The sequence below is a fragment of the Nocardia sp. CA-136227 genome, from assembly GCF_050955695.1.
In the GTDB taxonomy this organism is placed as follows: Bacteria; Actinomycetota; Actinomycetes; order Mycobacteriales; family Mycobacteriaceae; genus Nocardia.
Genome location: NZ_CP192081.1, coordinates 2,401,127 through 2,425,741, shown reverse-complemented (window position 1 = coordinate 2,425,741; position 24,615 = coordinate 2,401,127). Strand labels below are relative to the sequence as shown.

Annotated in this window: 22 protein-coding genes; 11 read left to right on the top strand and 11 right to left on the bottom strand. The window is 69.7% G+C overall.

Annotated elements, in window-relative coordinates:
• Positions 1-39 precede the first annotated feature (39 nt).
• Complete coding sequence (locus tag ACQP06_RS10895; RefSeq protein ID WP_433672097.1) at positions 40-522, top strand: nuclear transport factor 2 family protein; 483 nt, start codon at positions 40-42, stop codon at positions 520-522.
• A 20-nt stretch (positions 523-542) separates the two neighbouring features.
• On the opposite strand, the gene ACQP06_RS10890 is transcribed toward ACQP06_RS10895, so the two are convergent.
• From ACQP06_RS10890 to ACQP06_RS10880, 3 genes are read right to left on the bottom strand one after another with little or no spacing between them, the layout of a single operon-like run.
• On the bottom strand, positions 543-1,502 hold the full coding sequence (locus tag ACQP06_RS10890; RefSeq protein ID WP_433672096.1) for an isopenicillin N synthase family dioxygenase: 960 nt from the start codon (positions 1,500-1,502) through the stop codon (positions 543-545).
• Positions 1,499-1,948 (bottom strand): nucleoside deaminase, encoded by a 450-nt coding sequence (locus ACQP06_RS10885; RefSeq protein ID WP_433672095.1) that lies wholly within the window; start codon positions 1,946-1,948, stop codon positions 1,499-1,501. The genes ACQP06_RS10890 and ACQP06_RS10885 overlap by 4 nt, the downstream gene beginning before the upstream one ends.
• Positions 1,949-1,995: 47 nt before the next feature.
• Positions 1,996-3,510 (bottom strand): APC family permease, encoded by a 1,515-nt coding sequence (locus ACQP06_RS10880; RefSeq protein ID WP_433672094.1) that lies wholly within the window; start codon positions 3,508-3,510, stop codon positions 1,996-1,998.
• Positions 3,511-3,739: 229 nt separating this feature from the next.
• On the opposite strand from ACQP06_RS10880, the gene ACQP06_RS10875 reads away from it, so the two are divergent.
• Positions 3,740-4,585 (top strand): SCO6745 family protein, encoded by an 846-nt coding sequence (locus ACQP06_RS10875; RefSeq protein ID WP_433672093.1) that lies wholly within the window; start codon positions 3,740-3,742, stop codon positions 4,583-4,585.
• Positions 4,586-4,592: 7 nt separating this feature from the next.
• Here the strand turns inward: ACQP06_RS10875 and ACQP06_RS10870 are convergent, their stop codons facing one another.
• The gene (locus ACQP06_RS10870; RefSeq protein ID WP_433672092.1) at positions 4,593-6,194 is read right to left on the bottom strand and encodes a PucR family transcriptional regulator; all 1,602 of its coding nucleotides are present in this window, start codon (positions 6,192-6,194) and stop codon (positions 4,593-4,595) included.
• Positions 6,195-6,319: 125 nt separating this feature from the next.
• Between ACQP06_RS10870 and ACQP06_RS10865 the strand changes: the two genes are divergently transcribed.
• From ACQP06_RS10865 to ACQP06_RS10850, 4 genes are all read left to right on the top strand, one after another.
• Positions 6,320-7,810 carry a CoA-acylating methylmalonate-semialdehyde dehydrogenase gene (locus ACQP06_RS10865; protein WP_433672091.1) on the top strand — a complete coding sequence of 497 codons (1,491 nt, stop codon included), beginning with the start codon at positions 6,320-6,322 and terminating at the stop codon, positions 7,808-7,810.
• Between the two features lie 26 nt (positions 7,811-7,836).
• Positions 7,837-9,201 carry an aspartate aminotransferase family protein gene (locus tag ACQP06_RS10860; RefSeq protein ID WP_433672090.1) on the top strand — a complete coding sequence of 455 codons (1,365 nt, stop codon included), beginning with the start codon at positions 7,837-7,839 and terminating at the stop codon, positions 9,199-9,201.
• Positions 9,202-9,235: 34 nt separating this feature from the next.
• Positions 9,236-10,723: an aminobutyraldehyde dehydrogenase gene (locus ACQP06_RS10855; protein ID WP_433672089.1), complete on the top strand. Its 1,488-nt coding sequence runs from the start codon at positions 9,236-9,238 to the stop codon at positions 10,721-10,723.
• 267 nt (positions 10,724-10,990) lie between these two features.
• Positions 10,991-12,403, top strand: a complete 1,413-nt coding sequence (locus tag ACQP06_RS10850) for an NAD(P)/FAD-dependent oxidoreductase (RefSeq protein WP_433672088.1) — start codon at positions 10,991-10,993, stop codon at positions 12,401-12,403.
• Here the strand turns inward: ACQP06_RS10850 and ACQP06_RS10845 are convergent.
• Positions 12,400-12,840, bottom strand: coding sequence for a MarR family winged helix-turn-helix transcriptional regulator (locus tag ACQP06_RS10845; protein WP_433672087.1), 441 nt, complete (start codon positions 12,838-12,840; stop codon positions 12,400-12,402). The genes ACQP06_RS10850 and ACQP06_RS10845 overlap by 4 nt on opposite strands.
• A 69-nt stretch (positions 12,841-12,909) precedes the next feature.
• Here ACQP06_RS10845 and ACQP06_RS10840 point away from each other — a divergent pair, with 69 nt between their 5' ends.
• Entirely contained in the window at positions 12,910-13,740 is an 831-nt protein-coding gene (locus ACQP06_RS10840; RefSeq protein WP_433672086.1) for an alpha/beta fold hydrolase, read from the top strand.
• Between the two features lies 1 nt (position 13,741).
• Here ACQP06_RS10840 and ACQP06_RS10835 read toward each other — a convergent pair whose 3' ends face one another.
• Positions 13,742-14,869 (bottom strand): metallophosphoesterase, encoded by a 1,128-nt coding sequence (locus ACQP06_RS10835; RefSeq protein ID WP_433672085.1) that lies wholly within the window; start codon positions 14,867-14,869, stop codon positions 13,742-13,744.
• 84 nt (positions 14,870-14,953) lie between these two features.
• Between ACQP06_RS10835 and ACQP06_RS10830 the strand changes: the two genes are divergently transcribed.
• A complete protein-coding gene (locus ACQP06_RS10830; RefSeq protein WP_433672084.1) occupies positions 14,954-15,430 on the top strand; it encodes an Lrp/AsnC family transcriptional regulator in 477 nt (158 codons plus the stop codon).
• Positions 15,431-15,440: 10 nt separating this feature from the next.
• On the opposite strand, the gene ACQP06_RS10825 is transcribed toward ACQP06_RS10830, so the two are convergent.
• The 4 genes from ACQP06_RS10825 to cobA all read right to left on the bottom strand — a co-directional run bounded on the left by ACQP06_RS10825 (position 15,441) and on the right by cobA (position 19,544).
• Positions 15,441-16,070 (bottom strand): HD domain-containing protein, encoded by a 630-nt coding sequence (locus ACQP06_RS10825; protein WP_433672083.1) that lies wholly within the window; start codon positions 16,068-16,070, stop codon positions 15,441-15,443.
• 70 nt (positions 16,071-16,140) lie between these two features.
• Entirely contained in the window at positions 16,141-16,707 is a 567-nt protein-coding gene (locus tag ACQP06_RS10820) for a TetR family transcriptional regulator (protein WP_433672082.1), read from the bottom strand.
• A 55-nt stretch (positions 16,708-16,762) separates the two neighbouring features.
• Entirely contained in the window at positions 16,763-18,226 is a 1,464-nt protein-coding gene (locus ACQP06_RS10815) for an MFS transporter (protein WP_433673290.1), read from the bottom strand.
• Positions 18,227-18,302: 76 nt separating this feature from the next.
• A complete protein-coding gene (gene cobA / locus ACQP06_RS10810; protein WP_433673289.1) occupies positions 18,303-19,544 on the bottom strand; it encodes a uroporphyrinogen-III C-methyltransferase in 1,242 nt (413 codons plus the stop codon).
• Between the two features lie 195 nt (positions 19,545-19,739).
• Here cobA and ACQP06_RS10805 point away from each other — a divergent pair, with 195 nt between their 5' ends.
• Entirely contained in the window at positions 19,740-20,705 is a 966-nt protein-coding gene (locus tag ACQP06_RS10805) for a hypothetical protein (protein WP_433672081.1), read from the top strand.
• Here ACQP06_RS10805 and ACQP06_RS10800 read toward each other — a convergent pair.
• A complete protein-coding gene (locus ACQP06_RS10800; RefSeq protein ID WP_433672080.1) occupies positions 20,698-22,056 on the bottom strand; it encodes a DoxX family protein in 1,359 nt (452 codons plus the stop codon). The genes ACQP06_RS10805 and ACQP06_RS10800 overlap by 8 nt on opposite strands.
• Positions 22,057-22,349: 293 nt before the next feature.
• Between ACQP06_RS10800 and ACQP06_RS10795 the strand changes: the two genes are divergently transcribed.
• Together ACQP06_RS10795 and ACQP06_RS10790 are read left to right on the top strand one after the other, a co-directional pair.
• Positions 22,350-23,477 carry a phosphotransferase family protein gene (locus tag ACQP06_RS10795; RefSeq protein WP_433672079.1) on the top strand — a complete coding sequence of 376 codons (1,128 nt, stop codon included), beginning with the start codon at positions 22,350-22,352 and terminating at the stop codon, positions 23,475-23,477.
• An 11-nt stretch (positions 23,478-23,488) separates the two neighbouring features.
• Positions 23,489-24,589: a hypothetical protein gene (locus ACQP06_RS10790; RefSeq protein ID WP_433672078.1), complete on the top strand. Its 1,101-nt coding sequence runs from the start codon at positions 23,489-23,491 to the stop codon at positions 24,587-24,589.
• Positions 24,590-24,615 lie beyond the last annotated feature (26 nt).

Below are 24,615 nucleotides of genomic sequence, written 5' to 3'. Positions count from 1 at the left end.
CGCTTGGTAGGTTGGTGTCCGATTCGGCTACATTGCGGTATGGATTTCGCAGCACTCGAATCGATTCGCGCACTCAAGTACCGCTACCTCCGCACCCTCGACCTCAAGCAGTGGGACGAGTTCGCGGACACGCTGTGCGCCGACATCGTCGGCTCCTACGGTTCGCCCTCGGGTGGCCTGCCCGCGCAGTTCACCAGCCGCGACCAGATCGTCGACTACATGCGGGGCGCGCTCAGCGGCAACATCATCACCGTGCACGTCGCCAACCACCCGGAGATCACCGTGGACGGCGACACCGCCTCGGGCAGCTGGTGCCTGGAGGACACGGTCATCGCCGCCGACTACGGCCTGCTGATCCGCGGCGCGGCCTACTACCACGACACCTACCGCCGCGAGGACGGCGTATGGCGCATCGCCAGCACCGGCTACCAGCGCATCTACGAGTCCAAGATGTCGACCGCCGAACTGCCCGGCTACGCCCTCACCGCCAACCGCTGGGCTCCTTCCGAGGAGTCGCGCTAACGTCCCGCGCCGGATCCCGGTCACCCCAGGGTGATCGCATCCAATCGGGTGCGCAGGAATTCGGCGGAGACCACCGGCGCGAGGCCCGTGACGCGGCCGATGGGCGGCCCGAGCGGGGTCACCCGGGCGTCGTGGTCGAGTTCGTAGAAGTAGATCAGGGAGACCAGGTCCTCCTCGGGAGCGACGGCCTGCGGCGGCAGCACGCGGTGCCGGCCCGCGGGCCAGCGGTGGCCGCTCCAATAGGCCAGCAGGTCACCGATGTTCACGGTGAGCGCGGCGGGGTCGTAAGGCGCGTCGGCCCAGCCGCCGTCGTCGGTGTACACCTGCAGCCCGCCCGCGCCGGGCTCGCGGTCCAGGACGGTGACGGTGCCGAAGTCGGTGTGCGGGCCGATGCGGTACTGGCCGGGTTCGGGCGGGCCGAGCTCGGTCAACGGCGGGTAGTGGTTGATATTGCAGGTCCAGGTGGGCCGGGCGGTCAGGCGCTCGAAAGGGTTGTGCCGCAGGCCGAGTGCCGCGGCGAACAAGGCCAGCAGCTCATCGGAGAGGACGCGCACCGCGGCGGTGTAGGCGAGCAGCAGCTCCCGCAGTTCGATCACCTCCTCCGGCCACACGTTGTCGAGGAACCAGACCCGGTCCACGCGCGGATCGCCGATGCGGGTGTCCGCGCCGACGGCGAAGGTCTCCTTCAGATCCGGCGGCGTCTCGGTGCCCTCGGAGTAGCCGTTGGCCTCGAGTCCCGGACCGATCCAGCCACGGCCGCCGACCGACACCGCATAACGCTGTTTCACCGCGGGCGGCAGCGCGAAGAAGCGGCGGGCCGCCGCTCGCAGCTCACCCGGAAGTCCTTGCGGCACACCGTGCCCGTGCACCAGCAGGAATCCGGCGCGCCGCAGGCCGGCGTCCACCTCGTGCAGCACCTCCGCCGCGGCTTCGCCGCCCGCCCGCCAGCGGTCCAGGTCGATGGTCGCGATGGGTGTCATCGCGGCACTCCGATGTCCTCGTTCCACAGGTCGGGGCGTTCGGCGATGAAGCGCGTCATCATGTCCACGCAGGCCGGATCGTCGAGCACGGTGACCGAAACCCCGTGCTCGGCAAGCCAATCGTGGCCGCCGGTGAAGGTCCGCGACTCCCCCACGATGACCGCGCCGATGCCGAACTGGCGGACCAGGCCGCTGCAGTACCAGCACGGGGACAGCGTCGTGACCATGATGGTGTCGCGGTAGTCGCGGCGGCGACCGGCATTGCGGAAGGCGTCGGTCTCGGCGTGCACGCTCGGATCGTCGTCCTGGACGCGGCGATTGTGGCCGCGGCCGAGCAGCGTGCCGGTGCTGTCGAAAAGGGCCGCCCCGATCGGGATTCCACCCTCCAGCAGGCCGAGTTGCGCCTCTTCGTAGGCGGTGGCCAGCAGATCCTGCGCATTGATCATGCCGACCATGCTGCCACCGCCCACACCGGGGATCCGAGCGCCCGCGCTCAGCGCTCGTGCGATTCCTCGAGCACCGTCCGGCCCAGCAGCGCGTATCGCGCGGGGTCGGTGCGCCGCAGATAGGCGGCGTAGCCGAGGCCCGCGAGGGCGACCGCGGCGACCAGGTACGGCGTCGCCTTCAGGATCATCGATCCGGCTTCGGTCCCGGCCGCGGTGTCCATATTGAGAACCAGCAGCAGCACCACGCCGATCATGGCCACGCCACCGACGAGCGGGGCCACCAGCGTGCGGAACCAGTGCCGGCTCTCGGGGTGGTTGGTCCGGAAGTAGGCGATCACCGCGAACGAGCAGGTGGCCTGGACGATCAGGATCGCCATCGTGCCCAGCACCGCGAGCAGGGTGTACAGGCCCGCGTACGGATCCTTGCCGGCGAGCCCGAACGCCAGCACCAACAGCGCCGCCACGACGGTCTGCACCAGACCCGCGATGTGCGGCGAACCGTGCTCCGGATGAGCCTTGCCGATGGTGCGCTGCAGCGCCGGCACCACACCCTCGCGACCGAGCGCGAACAGGTAGCGAGCGGCGCAGTTGTGGAAGGCCATGCCGCAGGCCAGCGAGCCGGTGACCATCAGCCACTGCATGGCGTCGACCGCCCAGTGCCCGACATAGCGCTCGGTAGGCGCGAAGAACACGTTCATCGGATTGTCGGACGCGGCCAGTTCCAGGGCCTTGTCACCACCGCTGCCGGAGATCGCCATCCAGGACACGAACAGGTAGAAGACTCCGACACCGAGCACCGCGATCATGGTGGCGCGCGGGATGATTCGCTTCGGATCCTTGGATTCCTCGCCGTACATGGCGGTCGACTCGAACCCGACCCACGACCAGAAGGCGAAGAACAGTCCCAGTCCCGCGGACGGGCCGTGGAAGGCGTTGACGGGGTTGATCGGCGCGAGCGAGATGCCGTCCGGTCCGCCGCCGTGCAGCAGCACCGACACGGCCATGATGAACAGCACGGTCACCTCGGTCGCCAGCAGGACGACCAGTAGTCGTTCGGCGAGAGCGACGCCGAACCAGGTGCCCACCGCGTTGATCACCAGCATCAGAATCGCGAAAACCCACCAGGGCACGTCCATTCCGAGCTGCTCACGCACGGTGTTGTGGGCGAAGCTGGAGAAGATGCCGATCAGCGACGGCTCGAACACCATGTAGGCGAAGGCGGCCAGCAGTCCGGCTGCCAGGCCCGCGGTGCGGCCCAGCCCGAAGGAGATGAATCCGTAGAACGCGCCGGTCGCGGTGATGTGCCTGGCCATGGTGGTGAATCCCACGGTGAACACCGCGAGCACCACCATGGCGATCAGAAAGGCCGCGGGCGTGCCGATTCCACTGCCCGCCGACATCATGAACGGCACATTGCCGGTCATGGCGGTGATGGGCGCGGCGGTCGCGACGGCCATGAACACCACGCCGAGCAGACCCACCACATTGGGTTTGAGCCGCGACACCCCCGGTTCGGATTCGCCGGATTCTCCCGAAAGCGCTACCGGTGCACTCGGTTCCATGGTGTGACTCCTCTATCTCTGGTCGATGACCTGCGAGGAATTGTGCGGGCCGGAATGTTGCGCGGATATGAAACGGCGTTACCGCCATCGACCGGTGGTGTGACTCAGGTCACTACCCTTACAGTCGGACCGAAAGACCGTCCAGCCCTTTACAAATCGTCGGGCGGGCGACGCGCGTTTCCCCTCACCTGACTTCAGTTAACTGAACTCAGCCGCTAGAGTCGATCCCATGGACAACGCCTTCGCCCGCGACCTGTGGCGCGTGCTGGAACCGCTGCACGCCGTCACCTACTTCTCCGCGGACTGCATCGCCGCCAACAAAGCCGTTGGCCTGCGCGGCTTCTGGATGGGCTACTTCGCCGCCCGCTCCGCTCCGTTCGGCGCGGTCGGCCCCTCGGTGGTCGAGGCCACCTTCTACAACTTCCACCCCGCGATGATCCGGCGGGCCCTGCCCGACGCCTGGGGCTTCGCCACGCCCGACGCGGTCGTCGCCACCCGCACCATCGCCGCCGCCGCGGTCCTGCGCGCCATCGTCCCCGATATCGCGGCCGTCGCCGCCCGCTCCGTACCCCACCTGCAGCGGGCTGTCGCCGACGCCCCGGCCGGGGGCCGCGCGCTGTTCGCCGCCAACCGCGACCTGCCCACACCCGGCGACGCCGTGCACGCGCTCTGGCAGGCAGTCACCGCGCTGCGCGAACACCGCGGCGACGGGCACGTGGCCTGCCTGCTCACCGAGGGCATCGACGGCTGCGAGGCGCACGTGCTGTTCTCCGCCGGCAGCGGTGTCCCCGCCCAGATCTGGCGGGACAATCGCGGCTGGAGCGAAACCGATTGGCAGGCGGCATGCGAACGGCTCGCCGACCGCGGCCTGCTCGATGCCGAGGGCGGCCTCACCGACACCGGGCACGCGCTGCGCGACCACATCGAGGCCCGCACCGACGCCCTGGCCATGACCGCCTACCGCGATGTTCCCGGCATCGTCGAGACCCTCGCGGTGCTGACGCCCGCCGCCCGCGCGGTGGCCCGCAGCGGCGAGATCCCCTACCCGAACCCGATGGGCGCCGACCCGGCCTGAGCCGGGCTCACCGGGTCTCGCCCGCCGTGGCCAGGTCGCGGATCAGCAGCGCGGCATGCAGGGAGGTCCGGGTCTCGCCATTGTCCAGATCGACGTCGAGGATGCGCTCGATCCGCGACAACCGGTCATAGAGGGTGGGGCGACTGATGTTGAGTCGCTTCGCGAGTTCGGTCTTGTTGCCCGCCAGGTCCAGGAACTGCCGCAGGGTGCGGGTCAGGTCGGTGGCGTTGCGGATGTCGTGGCGCAGCAGGGCGCTCAGTTCGGTCTCGGCGAAACGCTGCACCCCGGGCTCGTCGCGGATGAGCGAGAGCAAGCCGCGCAGCCGGACGTCGCCGCTGCGATAGAACGGGCGCGGCGTCGAAGCGTCCAGGGAGAGCGCTACTTCCGCGACATGCGCCGCCTGGGCCAGTTCGCGCGCGGTGTCGAGCAACGAGTCCGATTCACCGCCGACGCCGATCACCACGCGCCCCACGCCGGGCACCCGGCGAACCTCGGCGAGCATGGCCACGCAGATCGCGGTGAGCGCGGCGTCGAGGTCACCGCCGCGCGGCACGCCCAGTACGAAGGTGACCCGATTGCCGTGGTCGGGCGCGGCCAGCGCGGTCGCCTTGGCCAGTGCCACCCCGTGCAGCGCCGCGTCCAGCAGCGCGGCCGTACGCCGTTGCTGCGCAACCGGATCCGACTCGGCGGCCGCGGCGACCTCCAACGCCAGGGGCACATAGCGGACCCGGCGGGCCAGGCCCAGCGCGGCGGCCAGCGCGACGGCGTCACGCTCGTCGGTGAGGCGGCCGTTGACCATGTCGTCGATGAGCCCGGTCTGCGCCTGCCGGTGCAGGCCGAACCGGTCGCGCTCGATCATGCGGTGCAGGGTGAGCGTCTGGGCCGCGCGTTCCAGCACCATGCGGGCGCGAGCACTGGTCACGCGGTTCGAACGCAGGATGAGCCGGCCCCAGCGCTGGGTATGCGGGCCCACCGGAACCACATTCGGATCGGCGTCCGACAGCAGCCGGGAGGTGGCCTCCCAGCGGTCGAGCAGCGCCGAGGTGCCGGTGTGGCGCGCGGTCAGCGCCAGCACCCGATGCGCCAGATCCTCGAGCACGACCGAGGCGTCGAGCATGCCCGCGGCGGTCTTGACGATCTCGGCCAGCGACGCGCGCCGCACGCTGAGCGCGGTGAAGGTCTCGTGCACGGTGCGCGCGAACTCCAGCTCCTCGTACTGGTCGGCCACGATCACCCGGTGCACCGCCTCGGTGATCTCCACGAACCGGACCACCCGGTGCAGCGCCACCACCGGCAGACCCAGCCGGTCCGCGGTCCGCGCCACCACGGGCGTGAACTCCCGCACCGAGGTGCCCAATTCGACCACCAGCCCCGACACCCCCGCCCCCGCCAGGGATTCCAGATAGGCCACGGTCTCGGCGTCGCTACCAGCCAGCGCCTGCCCGGTGGTGAGAATGAGTTCCCGGCCGACCAACAGCTTCGCGACATCCGCCAGTTCGCTGACGTGCACCCATCGCACCGGCCGATCCAGCGGACCGCCGCCCACGACCTCCGGCAGCCCGGCGCGCACGACCGGCATGGCCAGCACGTCAGCAACGGAGAGGAGCACCGACGAATCGTAATACGAAACTCGAAAACAAATACACAATGTCGGGTATCAACCGGCCGGTAATGGCGCACAGTAGGGACGGACGAACCGCGGCCCGACCGGCGGAATCACGGAATCGAGGAGACATGCAGACCATCGCACACTGGCTCGACGGCAAGACGTTCACCGGTTCCAGCGCCGAGACCGCGCCCGTCACCAATCCGGCCACCGGCGCGGTGACCGGAGAGGTCGCCCTGGCGTCGGCGGCCGACGTGCGGACGGTGGTCGACGCCGCCGTCGCCGCCTTCCCCGCCTGGCGCGACGCCTCGCTGGCCAAGCGCACCCAGGTGCTGTTCCGGTTCCGCGAACTGCTCAACGAGCGCAAGGAGGAGCTCGCCGCGATCATCACCGCCGAACACGGCAAGGTGCTCGCCGACGCCCTCGGCGAGGTGTCCCGCGGCCTGGAGATCGTCGAATTCGCGTGCGGCATACCGCATCTGCTCAAGGGCGGCTACACCGAGAACGCCTCCACCAAGGTCGACATCTTCTCCGTGCGCCAGCCGCTGGGCCCGGTGGCGATCATCTCGCCGTTCAACTTCCCGGCCATGGTGCCGATGTGGTTCTTCCCGGTCGCCATCGGAGCGGGGAACACCGTGGTGCTCAAGCCGAGCGAGAAGGATCCCTCGGCCTCGTTGTGGATGGCCGAACTCTGGCAGGAGGCCGGGCTGCCCGACGGGGTGTTCAACGTGGTCCAGGGCGACAAGACCGCGGTCGACGAACTGCTGCGCAACCCCGCGATCAAGGCGGTGTCGTTCGTCGGGTCGACACCGATCGCCCGGTACGTCTACGAGCACGGCACCGCCGCCGGGAAACGGGTGCAGGCGCTGGGCGGGGCCAAGAACCACATGGTGGTGCTGCCCGACGCCGACCTGGACCTGGCCGCCGACGCCGCCGTGAACGCGGGCTTCGGCTCGGCCGGGGAACGCTGCATGGCGATCAGCGCGCTGGTGGCCGTCGGGGACATCGCCGACGACCTGGTGGCGCGCATCACCGAGCGCGCCGAGACCATTCGCACCGGTGACGGCACCCGCGGCACCGATATGGGCCCGCTGGTCACCGCCGCGCACCGCGACCGGGTGGCGTCCTACATCGCGGCGGGCGAATCCTCCGGCGCGACAGTGGTTCTCGACGGGCGTACCGTGGCCGCCGACGGCGGAGCGGACGGATTCTGGCTGGGCCCCACCATTCTCGACCACGTGACGCCCGAGATGAGCGTCTACACCGACGAGATCTTCGGCCCGGTCCTGTCGGTGGTCCGGGTGGACAGCTACGACGAGGCGCTGGCCCTGATCAACGCCAACCCCTACGGCAACGGCACCGCCCTGTTCACCAATGACGGCGGCGCGGCGCGGCGCTTCCACAACGAGGTCGAGGTCGGCATGGTCGGCATCAACGTCCCCATCCCGGTCCCCATGGCCTACTACAGTTTCGGCGGCTGGAAGAACTCCCTGTTCGGCGACTCGCACGCGCACGGCGCCGACGGCGTGCACTTCTTCACCCGCACCAAGGCCGTCACCACCCGCTGGCTCGATCCCAGCCACGGCGGCCTGAATCTCGGCTTCCCCCAGAACCACTGACGGCTGACACGATCGAAGGACCTGCGATGACCCTGCCCCATGGCCTGACCCCCGAGGCGGCGCGCGAACGGGCCGCCCGCGCCTACGAACTGGATCGCGAGCACGTCTTCCACTCCTGGTCCGCGCAGAAGTCGCTGAACCCCATGGTGATCACCGCGGCCCAGGGCTGCTACGTGTGGGACGGCGACGGCAACCGGCTGCTCGACTTCTCCTCGCAGATGGTGAACACCAATATCGGGCACCAGCATCCGAAGGTGGTGGCCGCCATCCAGGAGCAGGCGGCCACGCTGTGCACCATCGGACCGGCGTACGTGAACGACGCACGCTCGGAAGCCGCGCGGCTCATCGCCGAACGCACCCCCGGGGAGCTGAACCGGATCTTCTTCACCAACGGCGGCGCCGATGCCGTCGAGCACGCGGTACGCATGGCGCGCCTGCACACCGGGCGGTACAAGGTGCTCGCGCGCTACCGGTCCTACCACGGCGGCACCGAGACCGCGATCAACCTCACCGGCGACCCCCGCCGCTGGCCCAACGATCACGGCAACGCCGGCGTCGTGCACTTCTTCGGGCCGTACCTGTACCGCTCGGAGTTCCACGCCACCACCGAGGCCGAGGAGTGCGACCGCGCGCTGCGGCACCTCGAGCAGACCATCGAACTCGAGGGGCCGGGCACCATCGCGGCCGTGATCCTCGAATCGGTGCCCGGCACCGCCGGAATCATGGTTCCGCCACCCGGCTATCTGGCCGGCGTGCGGGAACTGTGCGACCGCTACGGCATCGTGTTCATCGCCGACGAGGTGATGGCGGGTTTCGGGCGCACCGGACGCTGGTTCGCCATCGACCATTTCGGCGTGGTGCCCGACCTGATCACCTTCGCCAAGGGCGTCAACTCCGGGTACGTGCCGCTGGGCGGCGTCGCCATCGCGCCGCACATCGCCGCCACCTTCGACGACCGCCCGTATCCGGGCGGGCTCACCTACTCCGGGCATCCGCTGGCCACGGCCGCCGCGGTCGCGACCATCAACGCGATGACGGAGGAACGCATCGTGGAGAACGCCGCCGACATGGGTGAGCGCGTCCTCGGCCCCGGCCTGCGCGAACTGGCCGAACGGCATCCGAGCGTCGGCGAGGTCCGGGGTCTGGGCGTGTTCTGGGCCGTCGAACTCGTCCGCGATCGCGCCACCCGCGAACCCCTCGCGCCCTACGGTGGCACCAGCCGGGCCATGGTCGAGGCCGTCGCCGCCGCCAAGGCCGCCGGACTGCTGCTGTTCGTGAACTTCAACCGCCTGCACGTGGTCCCGCCCTGCATCGTCGGCGAGGCCGAGGCCAAGGAGGGGCTCGCCATTCTCGACCAGGCACTGACCGTCGCCGACGGCCATACTGTGTGATCCCCGACGGCGGACTCGATTCTTCAGGAGCGCAGTGAATCAGCAGGACCTGCAATTCATCGGCGGCACACGGCGATCCGGATCCGGAGCGCCGCTGTCGATCACCGCGCCGGCCACCGGCGCGGTGATCGCGACGGGCGCGGGCGCGAACGCCGCGGACACCGCGGCGGCGGTGGCGGCGGCCCGGGACGCCTTCCCCGACTGGGCCGGGCGCACGCCGGGCGCGCGTTCGGACCTCATGCACGAGTGGGCCCGGGTGCTGCGCGAGCGCGCCGCGGAACTCGCCGCCGCCGAGAGCGTGAACGCGGGCAAGCCGATTCGCCTGGCGAGCGAGTTCGACGTGCCCGGCACCATCGACAACACCGCCTTCTTCGCCGGGGCCGCCCGGCAGCTGGAGGGCAAGGCGGCGGCGGAGTACTCCGGCGACCACACCTCCGCCATCCGGCGCGAACCGCTGGGCGTCATCGGGTCCATCGCGCCGTGGAACTACCCGCTGCAGATGGCGGCCTGGAAGATCCTGCCCGCCGTGGCCGCCGGGAACACCGTGGTGCTCAAACCGTCGGAGCTGACCCCGCTGTCGACCCTGCTGTTCGCGGAGGCGGCCACGGCCGCGGGCCTGCCGCCGGGCGTGATCAACGTCCTCACCGGCACCGGCCTCCAGGCGGGGCAGCCGCTGGTGGAGCATCCGGCGGTGGCGATGGTGTCCTTCACCGGCTCCACCGCCGTCGGCAAGCAGGTGGCGGCCGCCGCCGCGGGCGCGGTCAAACGGGTACACCTCGAGCTGGGCGGCAAAGCGCCCTTCGTCGTCTTCGACGACGCCGACCCCGAGGCCGCGGCACGCGGCGCGGTGGCCGGCGCGCTCATCAACGCCGGGCAGGATTGCACCGCGGCCACCCGCGCCTATGTGCAGCGGCCCTTGTTCGAGGAATTCGTGGGCCGGGTCGCCGAGCTCATGGACCGGGTCACGCTCGGCCCCGTCGAGGACCCCGGCACCGATATGGGGCCGCTCATTTCCCGCGCGCACCGCGAGAAAGTACAGGGCATGGTCGAGCGGGCCCGCGAATCCGGCGCGAAAGTCGTTCGGGGTGGCCGAATTCCGGCACACACGCCCGCGGCCGGCGCGTTTTTCGAGCCGACCCTGATCACCGGCGCGGCCCAGGACTCCGAGATCGTGCAACGCGAGGTCTTCGGCCCGGTGCTGGTGGTGCTGCCGTTCGACACCGACGACGAGGCCATCGCCCTGGCCAACGACACCGACTACGGCCTGGCCGCCTCGGCGTGGTCACGCGACGTGTTCCGCACCCAGCGGGCGAGCCGGGAGATCCGGGCCGGGTGTGTGTGGATCAACGACCACATTCCGATCGTCAGCGAAATGCCGCACGGCGGGTTCAAATCCTCCGGATTCGGAAAGGACATGTCCGCCTACGCATTCGAGGAGTACACGAATATCAAGCATGTCATGTCCGATATCACCGGCGCCGCCCGCAAACCCTGGCACGACGTGATCTTCCGCGCCGAATAAACCATTCGCGTCGCGAAGTGGATTCGGTCGGGGCTGCCCCCGCATTTCTGAGCTATCCTCATGACATCAGGAGGAGGCGGAAATGGACCTGCCGATGATGCCGACAGAGGTGTTGCGGTCCACCCTGCGCATGTCCCGCCGCTCCGAGGATCGCGCCGCCACCAGCTGACTCTCCCGAAAGCCGCCGACTGGACCCGTCCGGGCCATCGGCGGCTTTCGCGTACCCCGATGCCTGCCGCGCGGTATGAGAGAAGGAGTTGATCGGCCATGTCGGCCAAGGAGAGCAAACGGTGGGCGTCGGCGCTGGCGGATGCGGCGCCGACGCCGTACTGGACCGACCGGCCCGAGCGGCCGGCCCCCACCGACCCCCTCACCACCGCCGTCGACGCGGGGCTGGCCGTCATCGGCGGCGGCTACAGCGGGTTGTGGACGGCGCTGCTGGCCAAGGAACGCGATCCGGAAATCGATGTGGTGCTGGTGGAATCGGGGCTGTGCGGGCACGCGGCCTCCGGGCGCAACGGCGGGTTCTGCTCCGCCAGCCTCACCCACGGCCTGGCCAACGGGCTCGAACGCTTCCCCGACGAGATCGGGCAGCTGGAACGGCTGGGACGCGCCAACCTCGACGACATCGAGAAGGCCCTCGTCCAGTACGGCATCGACTGCGACTTCGAACGCACCGGGGAACTCGAAGTCGCCACCGCCCCACACGAACTCGCCTGGCTGCGCGAGAGCCACGACGCCGCCGAGGCGCTCGGCCACCGCACCCGGCTGCTCGACGCCGGGCAGGTCCAGGGCATGGTGCACTCCCCCACGTATCTCGGCGGATGGTGGGACCGCGACGGCGTCGCCATGCTCGATCCGGCGCGGCTGGCGTGGGGATTACGGCGCGCCTGCCTGGAATCGGGGGTGCGGATCTTCGAAGGCACTCCCGTGCAACGCATGTCGAAATCCTGCGGCGGACTGACCCTGCACACACCGCACGGCGAGGTGCGCGCCCCGCGGGTCGCCCTGTGCACCAGCGCATTCGCGGGACCGCTGCCCAAGGTGAGCCGGCACGTGGTGCCGGTCTACGACTACGCGCTGATGACCGAACCGCTCACCGCCGACCAGCTCGACAGCATCGGCTGGGGCACCCGCACCGGCGTCGGGGACGCCTCCTACCGCTTCCACTACTACCGGCTGACCAGCGACAACCGGATCCTGTTCGGCGGCTACGACGCCATCTACCACTTCGGCAACCGCATCGCGCCCGGGCTGGAATACAACGAGGCCACCTTCGAGACCCTGGCCCGGCACTTCTTCCAGACCTTCCCGCAGCTCGAGAGCGTGCGGTTCACCCATCGCTGGGGCGGGGTCATCGACACCTGCGGCCGGTTCTGCGCCTTCTTCGGCTCGGCGTACAAGGGCCGGCTGGTGTACGCGGCCGGATACACCGGGCTCGGAGTCGGCGCGACCCGCTTCGGCGCGGAGGTCATGCTCGATCAGCTGTGGGGCCTCGACACCGAACGCACCCGGCTGCGCATGGTGCGCTCGCGGCCGTTGCCGCTGCCGCCGGAACCGTTGCGCTCCGCGGGAATTCACCTCACCCGCTGGTCCCTGGCCCGCGCGGACGCGCGGCAGGGGCGGCGCAATCTGTGGCTGAAGACCCTCGACTACACGGGGCTGGGGTTCGACAGCTAGTCGACGGTCGCGCCCGGGCGGATGCCCAGGCGCGTCGACAGCAGCTCCAGCGCCGCGAGCACGTCGGCGAGGGCGGCGGGATCGGCGTCGCCCAGGGCCGCGGCGAGGGTGTCGTCGATGCTGGTGGCCCGGACCTGAGACACCCGTTCGGACAACTCGCGGGCGGGTTCGAGCAGTGAGCGGCGGCGGTCGTGCGGATCGGTCCGGGCCACCACCGAACCCGTCTCCCGCAGCCGGGCAACGGCACCCGAGACCGCGCTCTGCGGGAGCCCGGTGCGACCGGTCACCTCGCTGATCGTGGTGCCCGGGTGTTCGAGCACGTCCCCGATGACGACCAGTACCGCGCGGTTTCCCGTGCGCTCGCCCGCGCCGGGCAGGGCCTGCTCCCCCATCTTCATGAGGGCGCGACCCAGCAGGAACAGCTCGACTCCGTTCATACGGCGACGATACATCAATTCAGATACATCACTCTTGATACATCAGAAAAGATGGATTACGGTGATGGCATGACCACGATCGAGACCGCCACCCTCCCCGTCGACGGCGCCGAGCTGTACTACGAAATCCGCGGCACCGGACCGATGCTGCTCATCTCCCAGAGCGGCGAGGGCGACGCACGCCGCAGCGAGGGCCTGGTGCGGAACCTGGAGAACGAATTCACCGTTGTCACCTACGACCGACGGGGGCTGTCGCGCAGCCGGATTCACGAGCCGAGCGCGCGGCCCAGCGTCGCCGCGCACGCCGACGACGTGCACCGGCTGCTGACCGCCATTGCCGACCAGCCCGTCCTGATGCTCGGGTGCAGCATGGGCGCGTCCCTCGGATTGCACCTGGCCGCAACGCATCCCGAGCAGGTGCACACCCTCATCGCGCACGAACCGGTCTCGCCGTGGCTGCTCGCGGCCACCCAGCGCGCGCACCACCAGCGCGAACTCGAGGAATGCCAGGAGGTGTGCCGCGCCGAGGGGTGGCGGGCCGCGCTGGCCCCGATGGCCCGCACGCTCGGCATCAACCCCGCCGACCAGGAGATCGAGGAGGGCGTGCAGTTGCCGCCCATCACGCCCGAAAGGGCCGCGAACTTCACCTATTTCATCGAGCGGGACTTCACGGCCATCCGCGAGGACCAGCTCGATGTCGACCGGCTGACGCGGACCAGCACCCGCATCCTGCCCGCCGTCGGACGCCGTACCCCGGCGCAGGTCTTCGACCGCCTGTGCGCGTTCGAACTGGCCGAACTGATGGGCGTCGAGGCCACCGAATTCCCCGGCGGCCACAACGGCAACCTGACCCACCCGGCCGCCTACGCCGAATCCGTTCGGCGACTGGCGGATCGGTAGATCAGCGGGGCGAACGCAGGATCAGCAGGGTGATCTCGCTCGGGGCGAACAGGCGCAGCTGCGGACCCCAGAAGCCGGTGCCGCGGCTGGTGTAGAGCTGGGTGCGCTCGCCGTGGCGGCTCAGGCCCGCCACCACCGGCTGCTCCAGGCGGACCAGGTAGTGGAACGGCCAGATCTGACCGCCGTGGGTGTGACCCGAGATCTGGAGGGCCACATCGGACGCCACCGCGTCGGCGACCTGGCGGGGCTGATGCGCCAGCAGGATCACCGGCAGGTTCGGGTCCGCGCCGGCGAGGGCCGCGGGCAGATCGGGGCCGTGACCGGTCAGGCTGGTGCCGGTCGGGTCGTCGATGCCCGCGATCACCAGGCTGTCGCCGTTGCGGGTGATGACCTCGTGCTCATTGCGCATCGGCCGCCAGCCCAGGCCCGCCATGTGCTCGATCCAGCCGGGAGCGTCACCGAAGTACTCGTGATTGCCGGTGATGTAGAAGCGCCCGTACTCGGCCTCGACCTTGCCCAGCGGATCCACCTGCGCGCCCCGCTTGGCCACCGAACCGTCCGCGAGATCGCCCGCGTGGCAGGCGATGTCGGGGCGCAGGGCGTTGACCTCGGCCACGACTTTCTCCGACCAGCGCAGCCGGTCTGTCGCGGCGAAATGGGTGTCGGTGACCACGGCCAGCCGGAAGCCGTCCAATCCGGCTCCCAGACGCGGGATCTCGACCTCGACGGTCCGCACCGTCGGCACCTTGCGGGCGCTGTAGATCGCGTACGCGGTCAGCACCACCGCGACCGCGAGCACGCCCGCGGCCACGATCCGGGAGCGGGCCGGATCGTCCACCCCGGCCACCGCCAGGCCGCCGCGCACGACCGCGCCGATCGCCGACCAGCTGAACACCACCCACATCACACCCAGCAGGGTGTCGCCCACCAGGGCCGCAGCGTCCGACTGCCGGGGCCCGTGCCCGAGCAGCATGCCCGCGGGCAGCGCCAGGTATCCGAGCAGGAAGACCGCGGTGCCGAGCCAGAAGGCCGCACCGGAGAGGGTGGTGTAGACCAGCAGCCACCACGGGAGCAGGAACAACAGCGCGGGTACGCAGAGGAACAGAACCGCGCGGGGAACGTACTTCACGGGAGATCATCCTTGTCGGACCGAATGCCGCCGGAGAAGGCGTGCTCTCCAACGTACCGGGTTTCTCGGGAAGGATGATCACACGTGACCGACCAGACCTCCGGACGCGGCGCCCCGCACCTCGACGACATCTCCAAACGCATCATCACCGAACTGCAGGAGGACGGGCGGCGGCCCTACGCCACCATCGGCAAGGTGGTCGGGCTGTCCGAGGCGGCGGTGCGGCAGCGAGTGACCAAGCTCGCCGACGCCGGCGTCATCCAGATCGTGGCCGTCACCGACCCGCTGCAGGTCGGACTGTTCCGGCAGGCCATGCTCGCCATCACCGTCGACGGGTCGGTGCAGCCGGTCGCCGACGCGCTCGCCCTGATCGACGAGATCAACTACGTGGTGATCTGCGCCGGACGCTACGACATCCTCTGCGAAGCCGTCTGCCCCGACGACGAAGCGCTACTCGACCTGGTGTCCAACCGCATCCGCGCGCTCGCGGGCGTCCGCCACGCCGAGATCATGGTCTACCTGAAACTGCGCAAACAGACCTACAAGTGGGGCACCCGCTGAGCCGAATGCGCTATTCGCCTGTGAGCGCGGCCATTTCGGCGGCGAGGTTGGCCCGGGCCGCGGCCTCGTAGCGCCGGAGCGCGGTCGGGGTGCGGAAGAGGGCGGGGCCTTCCGCCAGGGCGGCGAGGACCGCGGCGCGGCCGGCGCGGAACAGGTTGTCGGGGACGTGGACGTATTCGGCGCGGACGGCGGCGGTGTAGGCGGCGTATCCGGCGGGGTCGGCGGCGAGGATGGCCAGGTCGGCGTCGCAGAGGACCGCGCCGTTGCGGTCCGCGGGGTCCGGGTGGTGGCCGCCGGTGAGGCGGACCAGGCGGGCGACCTCCGCGACCTGGTCGGGCGCGACTCCCAGTGCGGGCAGCGCGGTTTCGGCCAGGCGGGCGCTGGCCTCCTCGTTGTCGGTGCCGTCCATGGCGTACACCGCGTCGTGGAAGAACGCGGCATAGCGGACCGCGTCCAGGTCGTCGGCGTCCGCGGCCAGGTCGTCGATGACCGCGAGCATGGCGGCCAGGTGTTCGACGGTGTGATAGCGGCGGTGCGGCTCGCGATAGCGGCGGACCAGGTCCTCCCCCACCGCCTGCGCCTGCGGCCCGGCCAGTTTCGTCCAGCGGTCCAGCAGTTCCGTGTCCAGGCTCATCCCCATCCGGGCAGTGTGCCGAAAGTTCGGGCCCGTGAAAACCCCTCGAGAACGGTGGCTTTCACCACTCGGCGGGTCAGGAGGACAGGTAGCGCTGGATGGTGGGGCCGATCTCGGCCACGATCTGCTCCTGGGTGAGCGCCACCACCGGCGGCAGCCGCAAGATGTAGCGGCACAAGGCGAGTCCCAGCATCTGCGCGGCGATCAGGCCCGCCCGGTGCGGCGCGTCGGCCGGGTCGCCGAAACCCAGCACCGCGGGCATCAACTGCTGGGCGAAGATGCGCCGGGTGCGTTCGGCCACCCCTTCGTCGGTGAGCGCGGAGCGCAGCAGGGTCAGCAGGATCTCGCTGGTCGGCGGCTGCTCCCACAGTTCCAGGAAGCGCGCCGCCAGCAGGCCGCCCACCGAATCCGGCGCGGCCGCACCGAGATCCGGCAGGGCCAGGTCGACATCGAGTGCGGCGTCGAACAATCCGTCCTTGTTGCCGTAGTACCGCATCACCATCGACGGATCGATGCCCGCGTCGGCGGCGATGGCCCGGATGGTCGCCTTGCGGAAGCCGTCCTCGGCGAACCGTTTGCGCGCCGCCTCGAGAATCGCGGCGCGGGTGGCGTCCGAGCGCCGGGGACCCGTCTCCACAGTCATGCCCACAAGTGTAGGCCAACACGTGTTGACACCCAAGCGGCCCCGGGCGCCGGGCTCAGTTCTTCTGCGCCTCGTCCTGCGCGTGCTGCGCCTGCACCAGCTGCGCGGGCGTGTACCGCAACGTCAACGCCAGCAGGCCCATGAGCGCGGTGCCGATGGCGCAGACCAGCAGCACCAGGGTGTAACCGCTGCCCAGCGCGTCGATCTGATGCTGGGTCATGGTGCTCACCTTGCCCGTCGCGCCCTTGTCCAGCGACAGCGTGCGCGACAGCGCGACCGGGCTCAGGATGCCGACCGCGAACGGCGTGCCCATGTTCATGAACATCTGCCCCACCGCCGACAGCGGACCGATATGGGCCATGTCCACGCCGACCAGCACGCACAGCGGCAGGATCACGATGGCCGTGCCCACGCAGAAGCCGACGATCGACATCATGACCAGCAGCGTCGGGAAGTAGTCGGCCGAACTGTCCAGCGTGGAACCGAAATACAGCGCGCCCGACAGCACCACCGCCGCCGCCAGCAGCAGCCAGCGCGCCCGCACATACATGCACGCCTTCGAGGCCACCGCGGTGCCGACGCCCGCGCCGAGGGTGAACGGGATGCTGGCCAGACCGGCGTGCAAAGGGCTGTAGCGCAGCACGTTCTGCAGGAACTGGGCCACGAAGAAGGTGGTGGCGCCGAGCACGCCGGAGGTCAGGAAGATCGCGACGAAGGTGATCACGCGGTCGCGGCTGTCGAACAGCGACCACGGCAGCAGCGGGTTCTCGACATCGCGCTCGGCGAGCACGAACACCACCAGCAGCACCAGACCGCCGATCACCGAACCCAGGATCACCGGGTTGGTCCAGCCCATCTCGGGCCCCTCGGTCGCGCCGAACACGATCGCCACACAGGCCAGCGTGCCCAGCACCGCGCCGCGCACATCCAGCGAGATGCGGTGGTGCACGGTGTCGCGCAGCTGGGTGACCGCGCCCCACACGATGAGCAGACCGATCGGCACATTGATCCAGAAGATCCAGCGCCAGTCGACCTCGGTCAGCGCGCCACCGATCACCAGACCGCCGACCGACCCGATACCGACCATGGAACCGAAGATGGCCACCGCCTGATTGCGGGCCGGACCGGGCGCGTAGGTGCTCGCCACCAACGCGAACGCCGTCGGCGCGGCGATGGCCGCACCCGTGCCCTGCAGCGCGCGAGCCGCGATCAGCCATGCCTCGTTCTGCGCGGTGCCGCACAGCGCCGAGGCCACCGTGAACAGCCCGACACCCATGATGAGCATGCGCTTGCGGCCGAACGAGTCACCGAGCCGCCCGCCCAGCAGCATGAGTCCGGCGAACGGCAGCCCGTACGCGGTCACCGTCCACGCGCTGCCAGCGTTGGACAGGCCCAGCTGCTCCTGTAGTCGGGGCAGCGCCAGGATCATGACCGTGCCGTCGAGCACGACCATCAGCTGCAACCCGCTGAGGACGAGGATCGCGAGCCCGAACGCCCGCTTGGTCACCGGATACTGCATCGTCGCAGCGGGGTTATCGAGCACGGGCTCACTCTAGAGGATGCAGTGACCGGGGCAACCGTCCTCACCACGCTCGTCAGGAGTTGGCCAGGTCCGGAGCTCCGGCGGTGAACCCGGCGGTGGGGCCGATGACGATGATGGCCGGCGGGCGGATGCCCTCGGCCCGGACCCGTTCGGCGACCGTGGCCAGGTCGGCGCGCAGGATGCGCTGGGTGCGCAGGCTGCCCTCCTGGATGACGGTGACCGGGGTGTCGGTCGCGCGGCCGCCGGAGATGAGGGCGTCGGCGAACTTCTCGATCCGCTCGACGGCCATGAGCAGCACGATGGTGCCGCGCAGCCGGGCCAGGGCGGGCCAGTCGACCAGGGAGTCCGGGTGATCGGGGGCGACATGGCCACTGACCACCACGAACTCGTGGGTGACGCCGCGGTGGGTGACCGGGATACCGGCCAGCGCCGGAACCGAGATGGCGGAGGTGACGCCGGGAACCACGGTCACCGGGATGCCCGCGTCGACGCACGCCTCGAGTTCCTCGTAGCCGCGGCCGAAGACATAGTTGTCGCCGCCCTTGAGCCGGACCACGAACTTGCCCGCCTTCGCGCCCTCGATGAGCGCGGCATTGATGTGCTCCTGCGCCATGGCCCGGCCGTAGGGGATCTTGGCGGCGTCGATGACCTCGACGTCGGGACCCAGCTCGGCCAGCAGCTCCGGCGGCGCGAGCCGGTCGGCGACAACGAGATTCGCGCGGGCCAGCAGGCGGCGGCCGCGCACGGTGATCAGGTCCGGGTCGCCGGGGCCGCCGCCGACCAGGGCCACGCCCGGGGTGACGGGGGCCGAATCATCGGTCACCACACCGGATTGCAGGGCCTCGAGCAGCGCGTTGCGGACCGCGGCGGACCGGCGGTGCTGCCCGCCCGCCAGCACGCCGAGGGTCATGCCGTCGTAGCGGGCGGTCGCCGGGGTGACCGCGGTGCCCAGGCGGGCGGTGTCGGCGCGCACGCAGAAGATGCGGCGGCGGGTGGCCTCGGCGACGACGGCGGCATTGGTGTCCGGTTCGTCGGTGCAGGCCATGGCGTACCAGGCGCCCTCGAGGTCGCCGTCGGCGTAGGCGCGCAGCTCGATGGTCAGCTGCCCCATGGTGCCCATGCCCTCGACCGCCGGGGTGACCTCGCGGCTGATCACGTGCACGTCCGCACCGGAGGCGATGAGCAGCCCGAGCCGCCGCTGCGCGACCGTGCCGCCGCCGACCACGACCACGCGGCGGCCGTTCAGATCGAGGCCGACCAGGTAGTTCGGGTCACCGGTCTCGGCCCGGGACACGGGAACCGGCTGGTCATCGGGGGTGGCTGCGGGGTTCTGCACAAGGATTCAGGGTACGGCGTGCGGGGCCGCGCACGACAATCGCCTGGCGTCCGTGCAGCAATCGATAGGAAGTTCACGATCCGCGCGGACCGCGCGCGGCGGTCCGCGTAACTTGCGACGGAACCGGCCCGGCAGTTCTTATGCTGAATAGCTATGACACGCAGGGTCGTCGTGGTCGTTCGCAGTCTCCTGCTCGCCGCGCTGCTGGCGCTCGGCCTCGCCCCGGGCACCGGCCACGCGGATCCGCCTGTGGAGAGCGCGTATTCGCAACCGGGGCCCTGGCAGGTGACCGAGCACACGGCCTTCACCTGCTGCGATTCCACCGGAGCGGCCTACGACATCTGGTATCCGACCGACCTGGGGGCCAAGGGATTCCGGCATCCCATCATCACCTGGGGCGACGGCACCGACGCGCACCCGGGCCAATACGCCTACCTGCTCCGCCATTTCGCCTCGTGGGGGTTCGTGGTGATCGCCACCGAGAACGCCGCCACCGGATCCGGCGTGGACATCGCGGGCGCGGTGGACAAGCTGCTGAGCCTGGCCGAGGACCCCGGCAGCGTGTTCCACGGCAACCTCGACCCGGATGCGGTCGGGGCCGTGGGACATTCGCAGGGCGCGACCGGAGTCCTCAATGCCATGGCGCATTCCGGCGGCCGGATCACGACCGCGGTGCCGATCGAACTGCCGATCCAACTGCTGTGCGTCTTCGGCGTGTCGTGCCCCGATATCCGGGCGTTGACGGCGGGCTCGGTGTTCTTCGTCAACGGCGCGGCCGACACCCTCATCTCGCCGTCGGATCAGCTGTTGCCGGCGCAGGCCATCGGGCTGGAGTCCATGCGGGCCTTTTACGACGCGGTGCCCGCCGGAATCCCGAAGGCATGGGGCACCCTGGTCACCCCGGATCACAATGACGTGCAAGGCCAACCGGACTGCTCCGGCGCGGCCTGGCCGTGCGCGACCGGGGTGCACGGCTACCTCGGCTATCCGACGGCCTGGCTGGCCGCCCACCTGCTGGGCAGTGCCGACGCCCGGCAGGCGTTCGTGCGGGGCAGCGGCGAGTTCCTCGCGCCGAATCCGCTGTGGGACAACCAGTGCAGCACCGTCGGTGTCAGCTGAACCGCGGGACGTCCTGGATCAGGTGAATCCCGCCCTGCCGCAATCGGATACCGCTCTCGTCGACGCGTTGCAGGGTGACGGTCACCGGATGCCCGGACAGCTCGCCGGTCAGCACCAGATGCTCGGATCGCGGGCGGTCGAAGGTGAAGGTGGCCAGCGGACGCGGGCCGTCCGAACCCTCACCGCCGGGGGCGAGCAGCGCCAGCGTGTGCGCGGACGCGTCGATCTTCGCGCCGACCGTGGTCAGCGTGTCGTCCATCGACTGGTAGGAAGCCGCCTCGGGGTTGTCGAACACCAGTCGCCGCCACCGGGTTTCATCGGTCACCAGCGGCGGCACGGTCTGCCCGTCGCGGGTGAATTCGGTGACCGTCCAGATGCCGTACAGCTCCGACTTCGGCCGCCCCGGGCCCCACTCGTGGTAGGCCCGCGTCTGCTGCACCACCTGTGCGATCAGGAACCAGACGAGCAGGGTCACCTGCCCGATCACCAGGATCCGGCGTCCCCTGGCGCTCGAGACCGGCTCCGGGGTGTCCGCGGGTCCCGCCGCCCGGCCGGTCAGCACCGCTGTCAGGCGTCGCGCCTCCGGGACCAGCAGCACCAGGCACAGCAGCATGAGATGGAACGACAGCAGCTTGACCGGGATGTCGAAGGTCATGTTCAGCACCCACACCTGCGCCATGCTCACCAGACTCAGCAGGACGCCCGCCAGCGTGGTGCGCGGCAGCAGCAACAGGATGCCGCCCATGACCTCGGCCCCGCCCAGCAGCATTTCGTAGACCGGCGAGGTGCCGACCTGCAGCCACAGCATGGACGAGTGGGTGATGCTGCCCAGCGGCTGGACCAACGCGTCCAGCGGCGGCACCGGCATCTGGGTCGGAACCAGTTTGGCGAAGCCGTAGCCCAGCATCTGCCCGGCCAGGCAGAGCCGGATGAACAGCAGGAACCAGCCCGCGAGACGGCGGTACTCGGTACGGCGGCGGTCCAGCACACTCCAGACCAGGGTGCCCACGTCGGCGACCACCAGGACACAGAAGACCAGCACCCACAAATACGCCTGATCGCCGCTGCCCGATTGCGGATTCAGGGCGACGTCGGCGCCGAAAACGGTCCGCCCGACCCATTCGATCGGCGCGTGATACCAGTTCACCATGGTGATCTGGATATTCTCCGGCAGCCATTCCTGGATGACGCCGAGAAAGGCGAAGATCGGCTGCGGATAGAACACGCAGAACAGCCCGAAATAGAGAAAGCCGAATCGGAACAGAATCCGGGTGGCCGGTTTCCAGCCGGCGCGCTCCCCCGGCGGCCGCGCCGCCAGTTCGGTTCCGTCCTCGGCCGTCAGCAGGCTCATCCCACATCCCCTCGTCGTCGATCCGGACCTTCGACGCTAGGTTCCGGACCCCGCGCGGCGCCTCCGTGAAGACCCTGAGCCGACCCGGAATATGCCTAATCGGAAGTCCTCCCAAGGGATTACGGGGCAGCACGAGTCCACACCCCCGACCAGCGGTCATCCCGGTCAGCGGTACTGCTTACACCAATCGCCGGGAGCACTTCCCACCCCCCACTAGAACCGGTTACATTTTGGGCACGTGTTACTCAGACCACATCGCCGACGGTGATGCGGGTGCGCTAGAAGGGACGGCAATGTCCGCCGACGATCTCAATGAGAAATGGGAATTGACGGTCTCCGACCGCGATGACGACGAGCTCGCGACGAGATTGGCCCAATGGTTGTCCACCAAGGTCGAGTCCGACACCCCGCCCCGGGTCACCTCCCTCACCCACCCCCAGTCCGGCGGCATGTCCAGCGCCACACTGCTGTTCGACGCCGAATGGACCGAGAACGGCGAGTCCGCCGGCGGATCCTTCGTCGCCCGGCTCGCGCCGGAAGCCGACTCCTTCCCGGTCTTCGAGAAATACGATCTCGGCGGCCAGTTCGCGACCATGGCGGCCGTCACCGAGCACACCGACCTGCCGATCCCGCCGCTGTGCTGGTACGAGGCCGACGACAGCATCCTCGGTTCGCCGTTCCTGGTGATGCGGCGCGTCGGCGGCCAGGCGCCGTCCGACAACCCGCCCTACGTGTTCACCGGCTGGCTCTACGACGCCACCCCCGAACAGCGCCTGGAGATCACCCGCAACACCGTGGACGTGATCGCGCGCATCCACGCCATCGACAAGCCCGCCGAGCGCTTCCCGCACCTCGACGGCGACGGCCCCGCGCTGCGCCGCCACCTGGACGCCCAGAAGGCTTGGTACGCCTGGGCTCTCACCGACGACGGCTACAACATCCCGATCCTGGACCGCGCCTTCGCGTGGCTCGAGGACAACTTCCCCGAGCACCCGAGCGCCGATGTGCTCAGCTGGGGCGACGCCCGGCCCGGCAACATCATGTTCGAGGGCCTGACCCCCAACGCCGTCCTCGACTGGGAGATGGCCGCGATCGGCCCGCGCGAACTCGACGTCGCCTGGACCCTGCTGATCCACCGCTTCTTCCAGGACATGGCCACCAAGTACGGCCAGACCGGCGTGCCCGACTACATGCGGCGCTCCGACGTGGAGAAGCTCTACACCGAGGCCACCGGCCACACCCTGCAAGACCTGGACTGGTACCTCACCTACGCGGCCCTGCGCCACGGCGTCGTGATGGCCCGCATCTGGCGACGGATGATCCACTTCGGCGAGACCACCGAACCCGAGAACCGCGACGAATTCGTCATGCACGCGGATCTGATCGAAGCACTGCTCGACGGCACGTACAACTGGGATTGAGAGACGAGGACATGATCGGTCCGCTGGACGAATACCCCATCCACCAGACCCCGCTGCCGATGGCGCGGGTGGTGAGCAGCGATCGGAACTTCTACGACCGCAGCTACTACAACGCCATCCAGACCGGCGGCGACACCATGCTCATCACCGGGTTCGGCGTCTACCCGAACCTGGGCGTGACCGACGCCTTCGCCACCGTGCGCCGCGGCGACACCCAGCGCGCGGTGCGGTTCTCCGACGCGCTCGACCAGCGCGGCCTGGACCTGGCCGTCGGCGGGTACCGCATCGAGGTGATCGAGCCGCTGCAGAAGCTGCGCGTGATCTGCGAGCACGACGACCTGTCGTTCGACCTCACCTGGGAAGGCGCCCACCCCGCGGTCGCCGAGCAGCCGCACACCATCATCACCAAGCTGAACCGGCCCATCATCGACGCCCAGCGCTTCGCCCAGGTCGGAACCTGGTCGGGCACACTGAATGTCGACGGCGACGACTTCGCCATCGACCCCGCCGTGTGGTGCGGCACCCGCGACCGCTCCTGGGGCATCCGGCCGGTCGGCGATTCCGATCCGGCCGGGCGCGTGGCCGACGAGCCGTCCGAAGGCTTCTGGTGGCTGTACGTGCCGCTGAAGTTCGACGACTACTCGATCATCGTCATCGTGCAGGAGGAGCCCAACGGCTTCCGCACGCTCAATGACGCCACCCGGGTCTGGAACGACGGGCGGGTCGAGCAGCTGGGCTGGCCGCGCGTGCATCTCACCTACAAGTCCGGCACCCGCATCCCCACCGCGCTGCGGCTGGAACTCTGCACGCCCGACGGCAAGCCCCTCGAGGTCGAGGTCGAGGCCGGAACCTTCATCGCGCTCAACGCCGGCTGCGGCTACGGCGGCGACCCGGACTGGCTGCACGGACAGTGGAAGGGCCGCAACTGGTCCGAGAGCAAGCTCTACGACCTGACCGATCCCGCTGTGGCCGGCCGGATTCCGTTCGGCGTCATCGACCACGTCGGCAAGGCGCGCTGCGGCGACGACGAGGGCTGGGGGTTGTTCGAACACGGCACCATGGGTCGGCACGATCCGACCGGGTTCGCCGATTGGGGTTCTGTCGCGCCCTGATCGCGTGAAGTCGCAGCCCTCGCCGA